Raw genomic sequence first — 20,441 nt, forward strand, 5'->3', positions numbered from 1 at the left:
GCTCATCACCTGAATTTTATTTCGATTTTTGTTTTTTCCTATATGTAGGTGCCGGTTGGCTTGGGAAGAACATTCATGAATACTGTTGAAAAGACGCGCGTCGATTGGGTCGATATTGCCAAGGGCATCTGCATCATCTTCGTTGTGATGATGCATTCGGTGCTCGGCGTCGAGAACGAGGCGGGCTCGCGCGGCTGGATGCATGCGGTCGTCGCCTTTGCCCAGCCCTTCCGCATGCCGGACTTTTTCATGATCTCGGGTCTTTTCCTCGGCCTTGTCATCGATCGCCCGTGGTTGCGCTATGCCGACCGCAAAATCGTGCATTTTGCTTATTTCTACGTGCTCTGGCTGACGATCCAGTTCCTGTTCAAGGCGCCGGGTATCGTTGCGGAAAGCGGCGGCGACGGCGCGATCTCCGCGTATCTCCTGTCCTTCATCCAGCCGTTTGGAACCTTGTGGTTCATCTATCTGCTGCCATTATTCTTCGTCGTAACGCGCCTTATCAGACACGTGAATGTCTGGGTCGTGCTTATCATTGCCGCCGCTCTCGAGACGCTGCCGATTCACACCGGCTGGCTGGTCATCGATGAATTCTGCAGCCGCTACGTCTATTTCTTTGCAGGCTACGCCTTCGCGCCTGTCATCTTCCGCCTTGCCGCCTGGCTGCGGGAGCGTCCGGCAACGGCGCTCGGCGTGCTCGGCGTCTGGGCGCTCGTCAATGGCTGGCTCGTCTTTCACCCGGCAACGCAACCGTTCGCAGCGTGGATCCCGGAAGAATCCTATACCTCCGGCGGCCTTGGCGGCTGGAGCAGCGTGCCGATAATCTCGCTCGCCGCCGGCTTTGCCGGGGCCCTCGCCATCGTATCGGTTTCGGCACTGCTCGCCAGATTGGGCGCTTCGCAAGCCTGGCTGGTCAAACCGCTACGCTGGCTCGGCGCGCATTCGATCGTCGTTTACCTCGCCTTCTTCCTGCCGATGGCGCTTGCCCGCACGATCCTGTTGAAGCTTGGCATCATCACCGATATCGGCACGATTTCGCTCCTGACGGTGATTTGCGGCGTGATCGGCCCGGTCATCCTCTATGGATTGATCCAGTGGACCGGCTACGGGCAATTCCTGTTCAAGAGGCCGCAATGGGCCCATATCGACCGCGCCCCCGCCCCGAGAGAGGCGATGGCTTCGGCCGAATAGAACTGCAGCTTTATTCAGCTGTGGGCGAAAATATCCTGCTCGTCCCAACCCATGAGGTCGAGCCTGGCGCGGGTCGGCAGGAATTCGAAGCAGGCCGCCGCCTCGTCCGCCCGCCCGTCGCGCACGAGACGCTGCTGCAGGATCGTGCGCAACCGATGCAGGTAGAGCACATCGGACGCAGCATATTCCAATTGCGCCTGTGACAAATCCGGCGCCGCCCAATCGGACGATTGCTGCTGTTTTGAGAGGTTGACCTCGAGCAGTTCGCTGCACAGGTCCTTGAGGCCGTGCCGGTCCGTATAGGTGCGCGACAGCCGCGATGCGATCTTGGTGCAGTATACCGGTTTCGGCATCACGCCGAAGGTGTGGAACAACACAGCAAGATCAAACCGACCGTAGTGGAAGATCTTGGTAATGGCATTGTCGCCCAGAATCTTGACGAGATTCGGCGCCGTCTTCTGCTCCCGGTCGATCTGGATGACGTCGGCCGAGCCGTCGCCGGGTGATATCTGCACCACACACAGGCGGTCGCGATGCGGATTGAGGCCCAGCGTCTCCGTATCTATGGCAACCGCATCGACCTGGTAGCGGCTGAGATCGGGAAGGTCGTTGCGGTGGAAGCGAATTGTCATCGGCCTGTCTCTTTCAATTAGCGGGCCAGCGCATCGAGGATGCGCGCCCAGGACCTCTGTCCCTTGTGGAACGAGGTGAGTTCGTATTTTTCGTTGGGGGAGTGAATTCGGTCATCCTCCAGGCCGTAGCCAACGAGCAGGGAATCCATGCCCAGCATGCGCTGGAAATCGCCGACGATCGGGATGGATCCGCCCATGGCGATGAGTACTGCCGGCTTCGGCCATTCGTCGCTCAGCGCATTCTTCGCCTTGGTCAAAAGCGGTGATTCATAGGCAAGCTGGATTGCCGGCGAGCCGCCATGCTCGTGGAACTCCACCGTGCAGTCGGCGGGGATCCGCTCGCGGACAAAGGCGCGGAAGGCCTCGCGGATCTTCGCCGGGTCCTGCTTATGGACGAGGCGGAACGACACTTTCGCCGATGCTTCCGCCGCAATCACGGTCTTGAAGCCGGCACCGGTATAGCCACCGGTAATGCCGTTGATTTCCGCCGTCGGGCGCGCCCATACGAGTTCGAGGACCGAGCGGCCCTTTTCGCCGGAAGGGATCGAAAGACCGACCGGTCCGAGGAAGTTTTCCGGCGTGGTGCCAAGACCCTTCCACATCTGCAGGATCTGCGTCGGTGTTTCTTCGACGCCGTCATAAAAACCGGGAACAGTTACCGCGCCGTTCTCATCGTGCAGATCGGCGAGAGCCTTCGCAAGAATGTGAATGGGATTGGCGGCGACGCCGCCGAACATGCCGGAGTGGAGATCACGATCAGCCGCCTTGACGGTGATGTTTTCGCCGACGAGGCCGCGCAGCCCAACTGAGATGGCCGGCGTTTCCACGTTCCACATGCCCGTGTCGCAGACCAGCGCGAAATCCGCCTTGAGCTCATCCTTGTGGGCCGTCAGGAACGGCTTCAGCGAAGGGGACCCGGATTCTTCTTCGCCTTCGAAGAGGATCGACACCCTCACCGGCAGCTGGCCGTGCACTTGCTTGTAAGCGCGGCATGCCTCGACGAAGGTCATAAGCTGGCCCTTGTCGTCGGACGTGCCGCGGCCCGTCAGTATCTTGCGGCCATTGCCGGCATCCTTGATCGCCGGGTCAAAGGGATCGTTTTCCCAAAGCTCCAACGGATCGACGGGCTGCACGTCGTAGTGGCCGTAAAACAGCACGTGGGGCGCATCGCCGCCTGGACCATCGTGATGCGCGACGACCATTGGGTGCCCCGGCGTATCGCGCACGCTCGCGTCAAAGCCTATGGATTTGAGGTCGGCGACGAGCCACTCCGCCGCCTTGCGGCATTCATCCTTATAGGCCGGATCCGTGGAGATCGACTTGATCCGCAACAGGTCGAAAAGCCGCTCCAGGCTGTTGTCGAGATTGTTATCAAGTGCGTTCAAGACGGGTTCGAGAGCTGGCATGGCATTTCCTGATTATCTGTGGACCGGGACTCGTAAAGGGAGTTCTTCTTAGCGCATTTTATCAGGAGGGGCAGAAAAAACTGGCCATCCAGAAGGCCAAAAAAGAAATGGTCGCCGTGGCGGGGGGACCACAGGCGACCAGATCACTACACTCATTTGCGGTCAACCCTGGAGAGGGGGATGAGGTTGGCCCGCAGTCCGGGGTCAGGCGGGGGACGAGCCTTAAATCCGGACATCGATCTAACGTCGACACCCTGAATTTGGGAGGCAAACCGTGGCAATTCAAGGGCACGGAAGATTACATCTTTGTAACAAACGTGTGATGATCTGGTGAGCCGGCTCAGGCCCCGATGGATACCCTCGCTGGCTGTGGAAAGAACCGCACTCCTGTCAGGACGCGTCAGGTGCCTCCGGATCTTTCGTTGAAAGAAATCGCCATGTCATTCCATTTTCGAGGATCATCATTTAATCCTATCGCCCATGAAAAAAGGTGATCATCTCTTCCTCGTCGACGGCTCCGGCTACATCTTCCGGGCCTATCATGCTCTCCCTCCCCTGACGCGCAAATCCGACGGCCTTCCCGTTGGCGCGGTAGCGGGCTTCTGCAACATGTTGTGGAAACTGTTGCGCGAGGCGCGCGACACATCGGTGCGCGATACCCCGACACATTTTGCTGTCATCTTCGACTATTCGTCGCACACCTTCCGCAAGGAGATCTATCCGGAATACAAGGCCAACCGTTCGGCGCCGCCGGAGGACCTCATTCCGCAGTTCGGTCTCATCCGCCAGGCGACCAAGGCTTTCAACCTGCCCTGCATCGAGATGAACGGCTACGAGGCCGATGACCTCATCGCGACCTATGCGCGCATGGCCGAGGAAGCCGGCGCCGAAGTCACCATCATTTCGTCGGACAAGGATCTGATGCAGCTCGTGACGCCGAACGTGTCCATGTATGACAGCATGAAGGACAAGCAGATCGGCATCCCGGACGTCATCGAAAAGTGGGGCGTGCCACCGGAGAAAATGATCGACCTCCAGGCGCTGACCGGCGATTCGACCGACAATGTGCCGGGCATACCAGGCATTGGGCCAAAGACGGCCGCGCAACTGCTGGAAGAGTTCGGCGATCTCGATACGCTCCTGGCGCGCGCGGGGGACATCAAGCAGCAGAAGCGTCGCGAAAACATCATCGAGCACGCCGAGCAGGCCCGCATTTCGCGCCAGCTCGTGACGTTGAAAAAGGACACGCCCGTCGAGGTCGGGCTTGAGGAATTCGGTCTCGAGCCGCAGGACGGAAAGAAACTCATCGCTTTCCTCAAGGCGATGGAATTCAACGCGCTGACGCGCCGCGCCGCGGAAGCGACTGGCGTGGACGCCAGCTCGATTGCCCCCGCTCAATTGAAAATCGAAGCGGTTGCCGAAGCCCATGGCCCGGATCTCGACGTCGAGGCTGGAGATTTCGAGCCTGTGGAGATCAAGTCGCCGTCGGCGGTATCGCCCACGGCGCGGTCGGGTACGGAGAATTTCACGGCAACGCCGGCTGACCTGGTCAAGTCGCGCACTGACGAGGCGCTTGCGGCGCGCTTCGACAGGAGCGCCTATGTCACGATCCGCGATGTCGCGACCTTGCAGGTCTGGATCGACGAGGCCATGACCTCCGGCATCATCGCCTTCGATACGGAAACGAATTCACCTGATCCCATGCAGGCCGATGTCGTGGGCATTTCGTTGGCAACGCGTCCGGGCCGTGCTGCCTATATACCGATTAACCATAAATCCGGTGACGGCGATCTTCTTGGCGGCGGACTGGTCGAGCGGCAGATACCCGAGCAGGAGGTGTTTGCCAGGCTGAAGCCACTCCTCGAAGACCGTTCTGTTCTGAAGATCGCGCATGGGATGAAGTATGAATGGCTGATCATGCATCGCCATGGCATCGACCTTCACCCGCTCGACGACACGATGCTTATTTCCTACGTGCTCGACGCCGGCGAGGGCAGCCATTCGATGGATGCGCTGTGCGATCGCTGGCTCGGTCACAAGCCCATGGCATACAAGGAGTTGATCGGCTCTGGTAAGTCATCAGTTACATTCGACAAGGTGCCGATCGAGCGCGCCGCCGAGTATGCAGGCGAGGATGCCGATGTCACCTTAAGGCTATGGCGTCTTTTGAAGCCGCGCCTTGCCGCCGATAGTATCGCTTCCGTCTACGAACGTCTGGAGCGGCCGCTCATTCCCGTGCTTGCACGCATGGAAGAGCGCGGCATTTCGGTCGACCGGCAAATCCTTTCCCGCCTCTCCGGCGATTTTGCCCAGACGGCGGCGGCTATCGAAGACGATATCTACAAGCTCGCAGGCGAGCGGATCAATATCGGCTCGCCCAAGCAGATGGGCGACATCCTCTTTGGCAAGATGGGCCTTCCCGGCGGGACCAAGACCAAGACCGGCCAATGGTCGACCACAGCCCAATTGCTCGAGGAACTGGCGGCGGAAGGCCACGAACTCCCCCGCAAGATCGTCGATTGGCGGCAGCTGACGAAACTCAAATCGACCTATACGGACGCCCTCCCCGGTTATATCCATCCGCGCACTAGGCGCGTCCACACATCCTATGCGCTTGCCGCGACATCGACAGGCCGCCTCTCCTCATCCGAGCCGAACCTGCAGAATATTCCGGTGCGGACGGCTGAAGGTCGCAAGATCCGCACCGCCTTCATTGCAGAGCCCGGCAACAAGCTGATTTCGGCCGACTACAGCCAGATCGAACTGCGCGTGCTCGCACATGTTGCGGAAATTCCGCAGCTTACACAGGCCTTTGCGGATGGCATCGACATCCACGCAATGACCGCTTCGGAAATGTTCGGCGTTCCGGTCAAGGACATGCCGGCGGAAGTGCGCCGCCGCGCCAAGGCGATCAATTTCGGCATCATCTACGGCATTTCCGCGTTTGGTCTTGCCAACCAGTTGTCGATCCCGCGCGAGGAAGCCGGCCAATATATCCGCACCTATTTCGAGCGATTTCCCGGAATCAGGGACTATATGGAAGCGACCAAGGCCTTTGCCCGCCAATACGGCTATGTGGAGACGATCTTCGGACGCCGCGCGCATTATCCCGAAATCCGCTCGTCGAATCCGCAGCACCGCGCCTTCAACGAGCGCGCCGCTATCAATGCACCGATACAAGGATCGGCTGCCGATATCATCCGCCGCGCCATGGTGCGGATGGAATCCGCCCTTGACGAAGCCAAGCTTTCAGCGCGGATGCTGCTGCAGGTGCACGACGAACTGATCTTCGAAACCGCGGAAGCGGAGGTCGAGGCGACGATACCGGTGATCCGCGATGTGATGGAGAATGCGGCAATGCCTGCCGTTTCGCTATCCGTGCCGCTCAAGGTCGATGCGCGCGCGGCGCACAATTGGGATGAAGCGCATTAGAGCGGTGCCTGCCGCGAAAGAATTGTTCTAAAGCGAATCGAGTACGCGCCGTTGCGCGTGCATTTCGAGGAAAATGCGATAGTCGCGGTCGAAACGCCGGCGGGCATCTGGATTTGGTTGCCGTTCGTGTCCGCCTTGCTTCATGGCGAGGCACGCCGAGGGCAGATCCGGGTAAAGGCCAGCCGCCGTGGCGGCGACCATCGCGGTGCCAAGCAGCACCGCATCCTCGGCTGCGGAAGTCACGACCGTGCAACCGGTCGCATCTGCGTAAAGCTCCATGAGCAGCGGGTTCTTGATGTGCCCGCCGGTGACATGCATCGTGTCGATCGCATAGCCCTTGTCGTTCAGCGCATCGAGAATGTGGCGCACTCCAAGGGCAATTGCGACGCAGGTGCGCCAGTACAGCCGGCAAAGACTGTCGAAGGATGTGTCGAGCGTCAGGCCGCTGATGACGCCCACCGCATGCGGATCGGCAAGCGGCGAACGATTTCCATGGAAGTCAGGGAGCACGTGCAGGCGTCCCGCGAGATCCAGGCCTTCGCCGGCGCGCAGTTCCATGACACGGTCCGTTATCTTCTTGTGAAGCGCGGCATTCGGCTCGCCAACGGCGCCATGCCAGCGGATCATGTGGTCGAGCAGCGCGCCCGCTACGGATTGTCCGCCCTCACTCAGCCAGCAATCCGGCAAGGCGACGCCGTAATAGGGGCCCCATCCGCCGCTGAAGGAGATCGGCTCCGGCGACAGCGCCATAAGGCAACTCGAGGTCCCGGCAATCAGCGCAAGGTGGCGGTCGATCTGCGACAGGTCGCCGGCGAACCCGGCAAGAACACCAAGCGCGCCCGCGTAAGCATCGATCAACCCCGCCCCGACGTGACATTGGGTCGTCAGTCCGAGCGCATCGGCGGCATCTTGCGTCAAGGCGCCGACATCGGTCCCGACGGGACTCGCGCGCTTCGGGAGGCTGCCGCGCTCGAGCATGTCGGCAATACCCATGGCCGCGAAGAAGTCCGGCAGCCAGCCCGGCTCCTCATGTGCGAGATAGGCCCATTTGCAGGTCAGCGTACATTGGGAACGGGCGAGTGAGCCTGTTGCTTTCCAGGTCAGATAGTCGGCAAGGTCGAAAAAGTAGCCAGCTTTCTTCCATGTTTCCGGTAGGTGCCTCTTAAGCCACATCAGCTTCGGCGTCTCCATCTCCGGCGACATGACGCCGCCAAGGTGCTCCAGCACCTTGTGGCGGCTTGCGGTGCATTCATCAGCCTCCGCGAGTGCTCTGTGATCGAGCCAGACGATCGTATCCCAGCGGTTTTCGCCCGATGTCGATACGGTGAGCGGAGCGCCGTCCGCGTCACGGACCACAAGCGAGCAGGTTGCGTCGAAGCTTATGCCCGCGATATCCGAGGGACTGATACCCGATTCTAAGATCGCGCCCTGCACGGCGATGCACACGGATTTCCAGATGTCTTCCGAATCGTGCTCGGCATGGTCGCCGACAGGCCGGTTCAACAGGATTGGATGTTCGACACGCCCGAGCAGATTGCCGTTTACGTCAAGAATACCCGCGCGGGCGCTTCCGGTACCAACATCGACCGCACAGACGAATTTCGGCATCAACGAACTTTCGGTGTGGCTTCCTGCGAGGCGAGCAAGCCGGGCAATTGCAACATGTCGTTGAATATACGGTCTGGGCCGAGAGACGCAAGTGCCGCCTCCAGCCGGCCCCCGCGCGAGTGTGTGCCGCCGGTGAAGGCGAAGACCCGCATTCCGGCGCTTTTTGCCGCCTCGATGCCGGCGGGACTGTCTTCCACCACCACGCAATCTTCCGGATCAGCCTTCATGGTGTGCGCGGCGAGGAGAAAGAGGTCGGGCGCAGGCTTGCCATGCTTCACCATGGTTGCGCTGAAAATATGGGGGTCAAGCAAATCGATCAGCCCGGTCAGTTGCAGCGACAGGCGGATCCGATCGGGCTGGCTCGACGACGCGACGCAACGCGGTATGTCGAGCACCCGCAACGTATCGGCTATCCCGGGGATCGGCTTGAGGTCACGTTTGAATCGCGCGAAGAGATTTGCCCGCATCTCATCGAGATCGGCATCGCTTGCGGCAAAGCCGTAATCCTCGTGCAGGATCTTGCTAATCGTCGTCATGCTGCGCCCGAGGAAGCGGTCATAAGCATCGTCCTCGGACAAGGTCGTCCCACTCTTGGCTATCATATCGAGCAGGACCGCGATGGAAATGGGCTCGCTGTCGACGAGCACGCCATCGCAATCGAAGATGACGAGTGCGGGCTTGGCCATCTCAGAGCTTGCCCTGGAGATAGAGCGTCAGCGTTTCGCGCGTGCCCTTGTCCCAGAGTGTGCGCAGGTGGCGGGTAAAGGTTTCAACGAAAATCGGAGCGGTCCCGACCTCGCCGAAAATGTCGCTCATTGCGAGGAACGCCTTGGGGTCGTCCTTTGCCTTGAGCGCCTCAACTTTCAGCCGCTCGGCGCTGGCATCGAGATAATTCGTCGGCTTGCCCGTGTCGGTGGTACCCGCGCAAAAACGGCACCAGAGCGCTGAAACCAGCGCAAGCCCGGTGATGCTTTTGCCGGCCTTCAACCGGTCGGCGGTGGTCGGCAGTATGAATTTCGGCTGCCGGTTGGAACCATCCTGGCAAAGGCGTTGGATCGTATCGCCGATCTTGGGATTGGAAAAGCGCCTGACGATGAGGTCGAAATACTCGTCGAACGGCATGCCGGGTACCGGCGGCAGGACGGGAATGATCTCATCGCGCTCGAGCTTGGTGAGGAAATCACGAATCAGTGGCTCCTCCATGGCTTCGTGGACAAAATGAAGGTCCATCAATGCGGCCGGATAGGCGATTGCCGCGTGACCGCCATTGAGGATGCGGATTTTCATGAGCTCATACGGCGCGACATCCTTGACGAAGGTAACCCCAACCTTTTCGAGTGCCGGGCGGCCAGTGGGGAAGTGATCTTCGAGCACCCATTGCTTGAACGGCTCGCAGAATACTGGCCAATTATCCTCTGCGCCGAAATCCGTCGCCAGCATCTGGCGCTCGCGGTCGGTCGTTGCCGGCGTGATACGATCGACCATGCTGTTGGGGAAAGCCACATTGTCCTTGACCCACTTCGCAAGGCCGGTGTCGATCAGAGCGGCAAGTCCGCTCACCGCATCGCTGGTCACATGACCGTTGCCAGGAATATTGTCACAGGACATGACGGTGAAGGGCTCGGTGCCCTCGTCGCGGCGGCGCATCAGCCCGGCAAGAATAAGGCCGAAAACGGTTTTAGGGCTCTTGATATTCGCCGCATCCGCGACGATCGCGGGATGTTTGGGATTAAACACGCCCGAGGCCGGATCGATAAAATAGCCGCCTTCGGTGATCGTCATCGACACGATGCGGATCGTCGGGTCCGCGAGGCGCGAAATCGTGGCTTCCGTGTCAGCCGGTTCAAGATAGTCGATCATCGATGCCGTGATATGGGCCACGCGGTGGCCGCTATCCTGCTCGACAACGGTCGTCAGCCAATCCTGGTCGGAAAGCTTCTGGCGCATGGTTTCGTCTGAAGGAAGAACGCCCGCGCCGACGATGGCCCATTCGTGATCCGAACCGCCATTGAACAGTTCGTCGAGATAGACCGCCTGGTGTGCGCGATGGAAATTGCCGATGCCGAAATGAACGATACCTGCCTTCAGATTGGCCGGGTCATAGCGCGGAACGCCAACATTCTGCGGCATCTGCTTGAGCGCTGCTTGCGAGAGTTTAACAGTCATCGGGCTTAACCCCTCTTCTTGTGTCATTTGAGCCGGCAAATCAGCGCCGGGAAAATCAGCTCATCCAGTTGCCGCCATCGACATTATAGGTCTGGGCAACGATGTAATCGCTCTCGCTGCTGGCAAGAAATATCGCCATTCCTGTCAGATCGTCAGCAGTGCCCATGCGCCCATAGGGCACCGCTTCACCAACGAGCTTCTTTTTTTCGCCGCGCGGGCGGTTTTCATATTTTGCGAACAGAGCATCGACACCGTCCCAATGCTCGCCGTCGACAACGCCCGGCGCGATGGCGTTCACATTGATGCCATGCTCGATGAGGTTGAGCCCGGCAGACTGCGTCAGGCTGATCACCGCAGCCTTCGTCGCACAGTAGATCGCAACGAGCGGCTCGCCGCGTCGGCCGGCCTGGCTCGCCATGTTGATGATCTTACCGCCCTTGCCGCGTGCGATCATCGCCCTGGCGACAGCCTGCAAGGTGAACAGCGTGCCGGCAAAATTGACGGCAAACAGCTTGTCATAGCTTTGGCGCGTTATGTCGACGATCGGGGCCAGGTCGAAAAGCGCGGCGTTGTTGATAAGCACGTCGATCCCGCCGAACTTGTCGACGGCTTCCTTGACGGCGGCATCGATCGAAGCCTGGTCGGTAACATCGAGGCGAACGGCATGGGCACGTTCACCAAGCTCGCTTGCCGTCTGCCGGGCCCGTTCTAGATCGATATCGGCAATCACCACATGAGCCGCGCCCTCGCGCAGATAGGCCTCGGCGAATGATCGCCCAATGCCGCGGGCTGACCCGGTGATGAATGCTGTCTTTCCTTGCAGTCTGTTCATTGGATATGCTCTTGGTTACTGGATGGCCTGTCCGTTCGCATCAAAGCGATGGACGCGACGCTCCTCAGGCGTGATGAAGACCTTCTGCCCGTGCTCGACCGGAAAATCGCCGTCGGTCCGTACAGTGATCTTGCCGATCCCGTCGGACTGGACATGAATCAAGGTGTCGGAGCCGAGATGCTCGGTGACGCCGACAGTACCCGGCCATGTGCCTTCGCTTGTCGAGATACGCATATGTTCGGGACGTATGCCCACCGTCGCGGCATTCAGCTTGGCGGCATGGGCGCCTTCGATAAAGTTCATGCGCGGCGAGCCGATGAAACCGGCGACGAACAGATTGCGCGGATTCCGGTAGAGGTCGAGCGGCGACCCTACCTGCTCGATACGGCCAGCATTGAGCACCACGATCTTGTCGGCCATGGTCATCGCCTCGATCTGGTCATGCGTCACATAGATCATCGTCGTCTTCAGCTGATGATGCAGGTCGCTGATTTCGAGGCGCATGTTGCCGCGAAGTGCCGCATCGAGGTTCGACAGAGGTTCGTCAAAAAGGAATGCCTTGGGCTGGCGCACGATCGCGCGGCCGATGGCGACACGCTGGCGCTGGCCGCCGGAGAGTTGGCCGGGACGACGATCGAGATAGTTGGTGAGGTTAAGAATGTTCGCGGCATCGCGAACCTTCTTGTCGATCGCGGCCTTGTCCTGCCCGTCCATCTTGAGCGGAAAGGCGATGTTGCCGTAAACGCTCATATGCGGGTAAAGCGCATAGGACTGGAACACCATGGATAACCCGCGCTTGGCCGGCGCTTCGTTGGACATGTCTTTGCCGTCGATGACGATGCGCCCGCCGCTCAAGTCCTCGAGGCCGGCGATCATGCGCAGCAGCGTGGATTTTCCGCAGCCTGACGGCCCGACGAAGACGACAAACTCGCCATCATTGATATCCAGGTCGATTTCCGGAATGACCGATGTCGTTCCAAACGACTTCGATACTTTCTGCAGTGTGATGCTTCCCATCATGTCCTCCCTGAAATCTTATTTCACCGCGCCGAATGTCAGGCCGCGTACCAATTGCTTTTGCGAGAACCAGCCCATGATCAGAATGGGGGCGATCGCCATTGTGGATGCAGCCGACAGCTTGGCCCAGAACAAGCCTTCGGGACTGGAGTAAGACGCAATGAATGCCGTAAGCGGTGCAGCATTCGCGGCGGAGAGATTGAGCGTCCAGAACGCCTCGTTCCATGCGAGAATGATATTGAGCAGCATGGTCGAGGCAATGCCGGGCACCGCCATGGGTGTCAGCACATAGACGATTTCCTTCATAAGCGATGCGCCGTCCATCCGCGCCGCTTCAAGGATCTCGCCGGGGATCTCCTTGAAATAGGTGTAGAGCATCCACACGATGATCGGCAGGTTGATCATGGTCAAGACCGCAACAAGACCAAGCCGCGTATCGAGCAGGCCCCAATCGCGGAAGATCAGGTAGAGCGGCACAAGAACGCCGACGGGCGGCATCATCTTTGTGGACAGCATCCACATCAGGACGTCCTTGGTACGCTTTGTCGGCGAAAACGCCATGGCCCAGGCGGCCGGTATGGCAAGCGCGAGGCCGATCAGGGTCGAACCCACCGATATCACGATCGAATTGGTCACATGCTTCATATAATTGGAGCGCGCCTGCACCTCGTGATAGTTCTCGAGCGTCCAGTCGAAGAACAGGAACTGCGGGGGCGTTGCAATGGCGGTGCCCTCGGTCTTGAAGCTTGTCAGGAACGTCCACAGGATCGGGAAGAAGATCAGAAGTCCGATCGCCCAGCCAAGAATGGAGAAGGTCAGTTTGCGGCGTGTCGAGATTGCTCTGGCCATGATCTTACCTCTCGAGGTTCTTGCCGATGAGGCGAATGAGGAAGAAGGCGACGATATTGGCGAGGATCACCGCGACGATACCGCCTGCCGAAGCGCCGCCGACGTCGAACTGCAGCAGTGCCTGCGCGTAGATCAGGTAGGTGATGTTCGTCGTCTGGATGCCCGGTCCGCCATTGGTCGTGACGAGGATTTCGGCAAAGACGCTCAAAAGGAAGATCGTCTGGATGAGGATCACCACGGTGATCGCACGCGACATGTGGGGGAGCACCAGATAGAAGAAGCGCGACAAGGCGCCGGCGCCATCCATTTCCGCCGCTTCGATCTGCTCGCCATCGAGCGATTGCAGCGCGGTCAGAAGGATAAGCGTCGCAAACGGCAGCCACTGCCAGGCGACTATAAGAATGATCGAAAATAGCGGGACTTCAGCGAACCAGTCGATGGGCTGAAAGCCGAACGATCGGGCGATCCAGGCAAAGAGCCCATTGACCGGATGCATCAGCATGTTCTTCCACACGAGCGCCGAGACGGTCGGCATGACGAAGAACGGTGCGATGACGAGAAGCCGCACGATGCCCTGGCCGAAAAACGGCTGATCGAGCACCAATGCGAGAAGGATCCCGCCGATAACGGTGATGAGCAGGGTACCACCGACAAGGGTAAGCGTATTGCCGAGCGCCGTGAAGAATGAAGGGTCGGTCAGAAAGTATTTGTAGTTGAGGAAACCGATGAATTCCTCGGTTCCCGGCATGAGCAGATTGTAGCGCAGGAACGAGAAATACAGTGTCATGACGAGCGGCACGATCATCCAGAGAAATAGAAGGATGACAGCCGGTGACATCATGATACGGGCAGTTGCGCGCGTCTGGTGCGTGGCCATGGTCAGGTTCCGATGCGTTTGCCGTTACGAGAAGCAAAGGAGGCTCGGGCGGTCCGCCGACATTTGCGTCAGCGAACCGTCCGAGGCCAGGAGGATCCTTATTTGATATAGCCGCCCTTGGTCATTTCGCGGGTGGTGAGCTGCTGGGCGCTCGTCAGTGCCTGATCGACCTTGACGGAGCCGGCAAGCGCTGCCGAGAACTGCTGGCCCACGGCCGTACCGATACCCTGGAATTCAGGGATGGCTACGAACTGGCCGCCCGTATAGGGCACAGGCTTGACGGACGGCTTGCTGGTATTTGCCGCATTCATCGCGTCGAGTGTGATCTTGGCAAAGGGCGCCGCCTTTTCATATTCCGGGTTGGCATAGAGCGACTTGCGCGTGCCTGGGGGAACGTTGGCCCAGCCTTCCTTGCTGGCGACGAGCTCCGTATAGGCCTTGTCGGTCGCCCAGGAGACGAACTTCTGCGCGGCTTCCGCTTTCTGGGTGCCGGCAGGAATGCCGAGATTCCAGGCCCAGAGCCAGTTGCCGTGATTGTCAGGCCCCGCGTCACCGGTGGGGAACAGTGCATAACCTACCTTGTCGGCGACCTTCGAGTCCTTCGGATTGGTCACGAAAGATGCAGCAACCGTGGCGTCGATCCAGATGCCGCACTTGCCGGTCTGGAAAAGCGCAAGGTTTTCATTGAAGCCGTTGGAGGATGCTCCGGGAGGTCCGGCTTCCTTCATCAGGTCGACGTAGAACGTAAGCGCTTTCTTCCATTCCGGCTGATCGAACTGCGGCTGCCACTTTTCGTCAAACCAGCGCGCGCCGAAGGAATTGGCCATGGCGGTCAAAAGCGCCATGTTCTCGCCCCAGCCGGCCTTGCCGCGCAGGCAGATGCCGTAAGTCTCGGTGGACTTGTCCGTCATCTTCTTGGCGGCTTCGGCGATCTGGTCCCAGGTTGGCTTTTCCGGGATCGTGACGCCCGCCTTTTCGGCGAGATCCTTGCGGTACATGACCATGGCGCTCTCGCCATAGAACGGCGAGGCATAGAGCTTGCCGTCGACCGAGACCGCATCGCTGATGGCAGGCAGAAGGTCGGACTTGTCATAGGCATCGCCAAGCCCCTCGAGCGGCAGGAGCCAGCCCTGCTTGGCCCAGATCGGCGTTTCATAGGTGCCGATGGTCATGATGTCATATTGGCCGCCTTTGGTGGCGATGTCAGTGGTAACGCGCTGACGCAGGACGTTCTCCTCGAGTGTTACCCATTCGAGCTTGATATCCGGATTTTTCGTCAAAAAGTCATCGGTCAATTTCTGCATGCGCACCATGTCGGCATTGTTGACGGTGGCGATGGTCAGCGTGGTTTCCGCGTGCGCGAAACTCGCCATGGCGAGCACCGATGCAGCGCCGAGCAGAAGCGTTCTCGTTAACATCTCATTCCTCCCGAATGTTATGAGCATTTGCTAGCTTGTTGAGCAAATACTCACACAACGGCGAAACAAGTCAAGCGCAATTCGTCGCTGCGTTGCAACATAAGACCAAACAAGATGATATCTACTTTTCGCCGAGAAGCATTTCCGCCGTTTGCTCGTCGGTAATCAAGCCGTTGATAAGCCTGCCTTTTATGGCCGCCGAAATCCCTTGCATCTTGCGCGCGCCCATGGCGGTGGCGATAACCATGGCGGTCTCGCAAGAAGGGATCGGCGCGCTGGCCACGCGCTCGTTCGTCAGCCCGGCAATGGGCGATCCATTACGGTCGAAGGCGCGGCCGATAATCTCGCAGACGCCCCCAGCGCGGCGCAAGGCGTCGAGTTCCTCGCGCGAAATGAAGCCGTCGACAAAAAGCGGCGCCTCATCGCCAAGATCACCGATGCCGAGAAACGCCACATTGGCCATGGCGGCAAGTTCCAGCACTGGACGGATCATCGCCTGCGCGTGCAGAAGTTCGCGCTCTTCCGGCGAAGAGGCGATGACCGGGAGCGGCATCGGGAAGGACCGCGCCTTGATCTTGTCGGCAATATTGAAAATGACGTTGTAATAGGCGGCCGAGCCATCCGGCGAAATATTACCGGTCAGCGATACCACCTTGTGTTGCGGGCATTCGATCGGCGACAGCTGCTCGATCGCCGCCTTGAGCGTGCGTCCGGTGCCGATGCCGAGCACGATCGGGGTTTCCGATTTCAGCCAGCGTGTCATTTCGGCTGCGGCCGCATCGGCGACACCGAGTGTCGTCGAGGTCGAGCCTGGATCGGTCGGCACAACCTCCGTCATCTTCAGGCCGAAACGCTCGCGCAGTTGCGCGGCGAGGTCGAGGCAGCGTGCAATCGGATGGTCAAGCCTTACCTTTACGAGACCTTCCGAGACGGCGAGCGAGACCATGCGCTGCGCCGACTGGCGCGAAATCCCGAGCTTGGCTGCGATCTCATCCTGCGTATTGCCGGCGACATAATAGAGCCAGCCGGCACGCGCAGCATCGTCGAGCCGCGTTGTGGTAACCTCCGGCTTACTCATTGGTTGCCCCGCCCTTAAGCTTCCCGCTTTGCTGGTCGCTGGCGGGGGTGGCTTTTGCCCCGCCCTTAAGCTCCTCACTGTGCTCGTCGCTGGCGGGGGCCCGGTTATGCCCGTCTGAGTGTCCGAGATTACGCTCGGGCCAGACGATGTCGCGCACGCGCTGCTTCAGGACTTTCGCCTCGGGGAAACCGCCATCGCGCTTGCGCTCCCAGATGCGTTCGCCATCGACGTGAATCTCGAAAATGCCACCGGTTCCTGGAACGAGCGCCACCTCACCAAGATCGGCGCCGAAGGTTGACAGGAGTTCCTGCGCCATCCAGGCCGAACGCAGGAGCCAGTTGCACTGAGTACAATATTGAATCGTGATGCGCGGTTTTGACGTCATGCCTCTTTAGATATCACTTTCCTTTCCTATTGGAAGCAGCAGCATGAAAAGGGGCGCCCGATGGGCCGGGTGCGCTTAGCGGTTCCTCCCCCCGCCATCTTGTCCACCCACACGTAATCCCTCCCGCAATTCTCAATCCCGTTCTTCCCGCCACCTCCTGACAGGAGGTTGTCAGGAGGCCTGCGTTATATTTCTGTTTGAGGACACAGTAAGCGGGAGGGAACGATGATGGACGCGAGGCCCGAGACAATCGGCAGTGCCACTGATTTCGATTTCCTCATCGGCGACTGGAACATCCGCAACCAGCGGCTCAAACATCGATTTGTCGGCTCGGATGAGTGGGATGAGTTCCAGGCGACATCGCGCGTCCGCAAACTCCTGCAGGACACCGCCAATATCGACGAGATGGATATTCCGGAGAAGGGCTTTGCCGGCCTGACGCTGCGCCTCTTCAACCCGCGCGACGGTTCCTGGTCGCTGCATTGGGCTGACAGCCGCAGCAATTGCCTGTTTCCGCCGGTCATCGGCCATTTCGATGGCGGCAAGGGTATCTTTTACGGTGACGACACGGATGACGGCGGGCCGGTTCGCGTCCGATTCCTTTGGACCCCATCGCCCGAAAAGCCGCTCTGGGCCCAGGCCTTTTCCAAGGATGGCGGCGAGACCTGGGAAACCAACTGGCTGATGGAATTCACAAAGCGGGGCTAACCCGAGCCGCGTTTACGCCGAGCCTGACCGAAGTCGCGGACATCCTCCCAAGCCCGCACTTCGGCTGGCTTGGAGCAAAACCTCAACTGCCGCTCACTTGCTCTTCCTGTTCCACCGTCAGAGGCTTGATGCCGGGTGTCGGAGGTTCGGGGCGGTCGCCTTGGATGACCGGCGCGGGTGGCGGAGCAACGTGTTTTACCGTCGTGCAGGCTGAAAGCGCGGCGAAGATGAGCCCAACCGCTGCGACATGGCGGGCTCGCCGTAGCGCCGTTCCGAAATTGCCGCTGGCGCTGTCGCTCACTCGCTCAGTTGTCGCTCATCTTCAGCGCCTGGATGAACGCTTCCTGCGGAATCTCCACCTTGCCGAACTGGCGCATGCGCTTCTTGCCTTCCTTCTGCTTTTCCAGAAGCTTGCGCTTGCGCGTCACGTCGCCGCCATAGCACTTGGCGGTCACGTCCTTGCGCAGCGCCGAGATGGTCTCGCGCGCGATGACTGTGCCGCCGATAGCCGCCTGGATCGGAATCTTGAACATGTGCTTGGGGATGAGATCCTTCAGCTTCTCGCAAAGGTCGCGGCCGCGCTTTTCTGCCGCTGAACGGTGCACCATCATCGACAGCGCATCGACTGGCTCGGCGTTGACGAGCACCGACATCTTGACGAGATTGCCCTCGCGATAGTCAGACAGGTGATAATCGAAAGAGGCATAGCCCTTGGAGATCGATTTCAGGCGATCGTAGAAGTCGAATACCACTTCGTTGAGCGGCAGGTCATAGGTGACCATGGCGCGCTTGCCGACATAGTTCAGATCGATCTGGATGCCGCGCCGGTCCTGGCACAGCTTGAGGATGGCGCCGAGATAATCATCCGGCGTCAGGATCGTCGCGCGGATCCACGGCTCTTCAATCGAGGCGATCTTCATCACTTCCGGCATATCGGCGGGATTGTGCAGTTCACGCTGCGTGCCGTCGGTCATGTTGAGCTTGTAGACGACGCTCGGCGCCGTGGCGATGAGATCGAGATTGAACTCGCGCTCCAGCCGCTCCTGGATGATTTCGAGGTGGAGCAGCCCGAGGAAACCGCAGCGGAAGCCGAAACCGAGCGCGGCCGAGCTTTCCATTTCGAAGGAGAACGAAGCGTCGTTGAGGCGCAGCTTGCCCATGGCGGCGCGCAAATCCTCGAAATCCGCCGCATCGACGGGGAAGAGGCCGCAGAATACGACCGGCTGCGCCGGCTTGAAGCCGGGCAGGATCTCGGCGGTCGGGCGCTTGTCCTCGGTGATCGTATCGCCAACGCGCGTATCGGCGACTTCCTTGATCGAAGCGGTGATGAAGCCGAATTCGCCGGGGCCGAGTTCATCGACAGCCAGCATCTTCGGCGTGAACACGCCGGTCCGCTCCACGGGATATCTGGCGTCCGTTCCCATCATGCGGATGGTCTGGCCCTTCTTGAGCACGCCGTCGATGATGCGCACGAGAACGATGACGCCGAGATAGGCGTCATACCAACTATCGACCAGCATCGCCTTCAGCGGCTTGTTGCGGTCGCCCTCGCGTGGCGGCGGCAGCTGGTTGACGATGGCTTCAAGCACATCCGGAATGCCGAGACCGGTCTTGGCCGAGATCAGCACCGCCTGGCTTGCATCGATGCCGATGACTTCCTCTACCTGCTCGCGAATGCGCTCGGGCTCGGCGGCCGGAAGATCGACCTTGTTCAATACCACGACGATTTCGTGATTGTTGTCGATGGCCTGGTAGACATTGGCGAGCGTCTGCGCCTCGACGCCCTGGCTGGCATCGACGACGAGCAGCGAACCCTCGCAGGCCGAAAGCGACCGCGACACCTCATAGGCGAAATCGACGTGGCCGGGCGTGTCGATGAGGTTGAGGACGTAGTCCTCGCCGTTCTTTGCCTTGTAATTGAGGCGTACGGTCTGCGCCTTGATAGTAATGCCGCGCTCGCGCTCGATATCCATCGAGTCGAGCACCTGCTCCTTCATGTCGCGCAGATCGAGCCCGCCGGTCGATTGGATCAGGCGGTCGGCAAGAGTGGATTTGCCATGGTCGATATGGGCGACGATGGAGAAATTGCGAATGTGATCAAGTGGTGTGGTCATGAGCGCCACATAGAGCATTTCCCGCCGATTTGGAAGGGCGCGGCGGCAAGGCGGCATGGTTCAGCGCAGATAATTTTACCCGGGTATATTGACGACGCTATTTTACCCGGGTAAAAGCAGCCATCGAGCAAGGAAACAGTCATGGAAAACGCGCAAGAGACATACACAGCCTTCAGGGGCGTGGAGAAAATCGCCAGCGGCACAGCAGCCGAAGTCGCGGTTAAGGCACAGCACGCAGGCAGCGACGGCGCCACCACGCTGATCTTCGAGGACTCCACGGGCCGGCAGGTAGACTTCGACCTCTCGGGGACCGAGGCGGAGATCGTCGCGCGGCTCGATCCCACCGCGCAGCGTGGACCCGGCCGGCCGAAGCTCGGCGTTACTGCCCGAGAAGTGACACTCCTGCCCCGGCAATGGGAATGGCTCGCACGCCAGCCCGGGGGCGCATCGGTTACGCTGCGCAAGCTCGTCGACGCCGCGCGCAACACAACCTCGGCGCGCGAGCGCAAACGGCAGGCGCAGGAAGCCGCCGACCGTTTCATGATGGCGATGGCCGGGGATCTTCCACACTACGAGGAGGCAGCACGCGCGCTGTATGCGGCTGATTTTACGCGGTTTAGCGAACTCACCGAGGTCTGGGCTGAAGACATTCGCAACCATGCGCGACGGCTGGCCGAACCAGCGTTCGACTGGCCCGATGCCTCGGTGTAGTGGGCAAATGGGCGCCG

17 protein-coding genes and 1 pseudogene are annotated in these 20,441 nt (G+C 59.9%); 4 read left to right on the forward strand and 14 right to left on the reverse strand.

The genetic code is table 11. The features are described 5' to 3' along the window. The first annotated feature begins 75 nt into the window (after positions 1-75). Positions 76-1,191: an acyltransferase family protein gene (locus GF108_RS02030; RefSeq protein WP_153666671.1), complete on the forward strand. Its 1,116-nt coding sequence runs from the start codon at positions 76-78 to the stop codon at positions 1,189-1,191. A 14-nt stretch (positions 1,192-1,205) separates the two neighbouring features. Here GF108_RS02030 and GF108_RS02035 read toward each other — a convergent pair whose 3' ends face one another. Continuing rightward, on the reverse strand, positions 1,206-1,823 hold the full coding sequence (locus GF108_RS02035; RefSeq protein ID WP_153666672.1) for a ribonuclease D: 618 nt from the start codon (positions 1,821-1,823) through the stop codon (positions 1,206-1,208). A 17-nt stretch (positions 1,824-1,840) separates the two neighbouring features. Further along, on the reverse strand, positions 1,841-3,229 hold the full coding sequence (locus tag GF108_RS02040; protein ID WP_153666673.1) for a M20/M25/M40 family metallo-hydrolase: 1,389 nt from the start codon (positions 3,227-3,229) through the stop codon (positions 1,841-1,843). Between the two features lie 480 nt (positions 3,230-3,709). On the opposite strand from GF108_RS02040, the gene polA reads away from it, so the two are divergent. Beyond that, positions 3,710-6,661, forward strand: coding sequence for a DNA polymerase I (polA, locus tag GF108_RS02045; RefSeq protein WP_153666674.1), 2,952 nt, complete (start codon positions 3,710-3,712; stop codon positions 6,659-6,661). A gap of 27 nt (positions 6,662-6,688) precedes the next feature. Here the strand turns inward: polA and GF108_RS02050 are convergent, their stop codons facing one another. The 10 genes and pseudogenes from GF108_RS02050 to GF108_RS02095 all read right to left on the reverse strand — a co-directional run. After that, the gene (locus tag GF108_RS02050) at positions 6,689-8,272 is read right to left on the reverse strand and encodes an FGGY-family carbohydrate kinase (protein ID WP_172982551.1); all 1,584 of its coding nucleotides are present in this window, start codon (positions 8,270-8,272) and stop codon (positions 6,689-6,691) included. Further along, positions 8,269-8,955 carry an HAD family phosphatase gene (locus GF108_RS02055; RefSeq protein ID WP_153666676.1) on the reverse strand — a complete coding sequence of 229 codons (687 nt, stop codon included), beginning with the start codon at positions 8,953-8,955 and terminating at the stop codon, positions 8,269-8,271. The genes GF108_RS02050 and GF108_RS02055 overlap by 4 nt, the downstream gene beginning before the upstream one ends. A 1-nt stretch (position 8,956) precedes the next feature. Next, positions 8,957-10,435 carry a mannitol dehydrogenase family protein gene (locus tag GF108_RS02060; RefSeq protein WP_153666677.1) on the reverse strand — a complete coding sequence of 493 codons (1,479 nt, stop codon included), beginning with the start codon at positions 10,433-10,435 and terminating at the stop codon, positions 8,957-8,959. A gap of 55 nt (positions 10,436-10,490) precedes the next feature. Then, entirely contained in the window at positions 10,491-11,267 is a 777-nt protein-coding gene (locus GF108_RS02065; RefSeq protein WP_153666678.1) for an L-iditol 2-dehydrogenase, read from the reverse strand. Between the two features lie 15 nt (positions 11,268-11,282). Next, positions 11,283-12,284 (reverse strand): ABC transporter ATP-binding protein, encoded by a 1,002-nt coding sequence (locus tag GF108_RS02070; protein ID WP_153666679.1) that lies wholly within the window; start codon positions 12,282-12,284, stop codon positions 11,283-11,285. Between the two features lie 18 nt (positions 12,285-12,302). Next, positions 12,303-13,133 carry a carbohydrate ABC transporter permease gene (locus GF108_RS02075; RefSeq protein ID WP_027230656.1) on the reverse strand — a complete coding sequence of 277 codons (831 nt, stop codon included), beginning with the start codon at positions 13,131-13,133 and terminating at the stop codon, positions 12,303-12,305. A 4-nt stretch (positions 13,134-13,137) separates the two neighbouring features. After that, positions 13,138-14,010 (reverse strand): carbohydrate ABC transporter permease, encoded by an 873-nt coding sequence (locus GF108_RS02080; protein ID WP_153666680.1) that lies wholly within the window; start codon positions 14,008-14,010, stop codon positions 13,138-13,140. Between the two features lie 98 nt (positions 14,011-14,108). Beyond that, positions 14,109-15,428 (reverse strand): sugar ABC transporter substrate-binding protein, encoded by a 1,320-nt coding sequence (locus GF108_RS02085; protein ID WP_153666681.1) that lies wholly within the window; start codon positions 15,426-15,428, stop codon positions 14,109-14,111. Between the two features lie 121 nt (positions 15,429-15,549). Continuing rightward, a complete protein-coding gene (locus tag GF108_RS02090; protein WP_153666682.1) occupies positions 15,550-16,506 on the reverse strand; it encodes a sugar-binding transcriptional regulator in 957 nt (318 codons plus the stop codon). A gap of 112 nt (positions 16,507-16,618) precedes the next feature. Next, positions 16,619-16,891 (reverse strand): annotated as a pseudogene (locus GF108_RS02095) (SelT/SelW/SelH family protein); the annotation flags it as partial. Between the two features lie 225 nt (positions 16,892-17,116). Here GF108_RS02095 and GF108_RS02100 point away from each other — a divergent pair. Beyond that, positions 17,117-17,599 (forward strand): hypothetical protein, encoded by a 483-nt coding sequence (locus tag GF108_RS02100; protein WP_246663818.1) that lies wholly within the window; start codon positions 17,117-17,119, stop codon positions 17,597-17,599. An 82-nt stretch (positions 17,600-17,681) separates the two neighbouring features. Here the strand turns inward: GF108_RS02100 and GF108_RS02105 are convergent, their stop codons facing one another. Both GF108_RS02105 and lepA read right to left on the reverse strand, forming a co-directional pair. After that, positions 17,682-17,900: a hypothetical protein gene (locus GF108_RS02105; RefSeq protein WP_153666684.1), complete on the reverse strand. Its 219-nt coding sequence runs from the start codon at positions 17,898-17,900 to the stop codon at positions 17,682-17,684. A gap of 4 nt (positions 17,901-17,904) precedes the next feature. Continuing rightward, complete coding sequence (gene lepA, locus GF108_RS02110; RefSeq protein ID WP_027230661.1) at positions 17,905-19,713, reverse strand: translation elongation factor 4; 1,809 nt, start codon at positions 19,711-19,713, stop codon at positions 17,905-17,907. 141 nt (positions 19,714-19,854) lie between these two features. Here lepA and GF108_RS02115 point away from each other — a divergent pair, with 141 nt between their 5' ends. Beyond that, entirely contained in the window at positions 19,855-20,424 is a 570-nt protein-coding gene (locus GF108_RS02115; protein ID WP_153666685.1) for a DUF2239 family protein, read from the forward strand. The last annotated feature ends 17 nt before the right edge of the window (positions 20,425-20,441 follow it).

The organism is Phyllobacterium sp. SYP-B3895 (genome assembly GCF_009647635.1).
In the GTDB taxonomy this organism is placed as follows: Bacteria; Pseudomonadota; Alphaproteobacteria; order Rhizobiales; family Rhizobiaceae; genus Phyllobacterium; species Phyllobacterium pellucidum.

Excerpts from the sequence above, each read along its gene's own strand:
- GF108_RS02035 (WP_153666672.1), bottom strand. The coding sequence starts at position 1,823 with ATGACAATTCGCTTCCACCGCAACGACCTTCCCGATCTCAGCCGCTAC.
- GF108_RS02115 (WP_153666685.1), top strand. The coding sequence starts at position 19,855 with ATGGAAAACGCGCAAGAGACATACACAGCCTTCAGGGGCGTGGAGAAA.
- polA (WP_153666674.1), top strand. The coding sequence starts at position 3,710 with ATGAAAAAAGGTGATCATCTCTTCCTCGTCGACGGCTCCGGCTACATC.
- GF108_RS02100 (WP_246663818.1), top strand. The coding sequence starts at position 17,117 with ATGATGGACGCGAGGCCCGAGACAATCGGCAGTGCCACTGATTTCGAT.
- GF108_RS02060 (WP_153666677.1), bottom strand. The coding sequence starts at position 10,435 with ATGACTGTTAAACTCTCGCAAGCAGCGCTCAAGCAGATGCCGCAGAAT.
- GF108_RS02090 (WP_153666682.1), bottom strand. The coding sequence starts at position 16,506 with ATGAGTAAGCCGGAGGTTACCACAACGCGGCTCGACGATGCTGCGCGT.
- GF108_RS02085 (WP_153666681.1), bottom strand. The coding sequence starts at position 15,428 with ATGTTAACGAGAACGCTTCTGCTCGGCGCTGCATCGGTGCTCGCCATG.
- GF108_RS02055 (WP_153666676.1), bottom strand. The coding sequence starts at position 8,955 with ATGGCCAAGCCCGCACTCGTCATCTTCGATTGCGATGGCGTGCTCGTC.
- GF108_RS02070 (WP_153666679.1), bottom strand. The coding sequence starts at position 12,284 with ATGGGAAGCATCACACTGCAGAAAGTATCGAAGTCGTTTGGAACGACA.
- GF108_RS02040 (WP_153666673.1), bottom strand. The coding sequence starts at position 3,229 with ATGCCAGCTCTCGAACCCGTCTTGAACGCACTTGATAACAATCTCGAC.
- lepA (WP_027230661.1), bottom strand. The coding sequence starts at position 19,713 with ATGACCACACCACTTGATCACATTCGCAATTTCTCCATCGTCGCCCAT.
- GF108_RS02065 (WP_153666678.1), bottom strand. The coding sequence starts at position 11,267 with ATGAACAGACTGCAAGGAAAGACAGCATTCATCACCGGGTCAGCCCGC.
- GF108_RS02080 (WP_153666680.1), bottom strand. The coding sequence starts at position 14,010 with ATGGCCACGCACCAGACGCGCGCAACTGCCCGTATCATGATGTCACCG.
- GF108_RS02030 (WP_153666671.1), top strand. The coding sequence starts at position 76 with ATGAATACTGTTGAAAAGACGCGCGTCGATTGGGTCGATATTGCCAAG.
- GF108_RS02075 (WP_027230656.1), bottom strand. The coding sequence starts at position 13,133 with ATGGCCAGAGCAATCTCGACACGCCGCAAACTGACCTTCTCCATTCTT.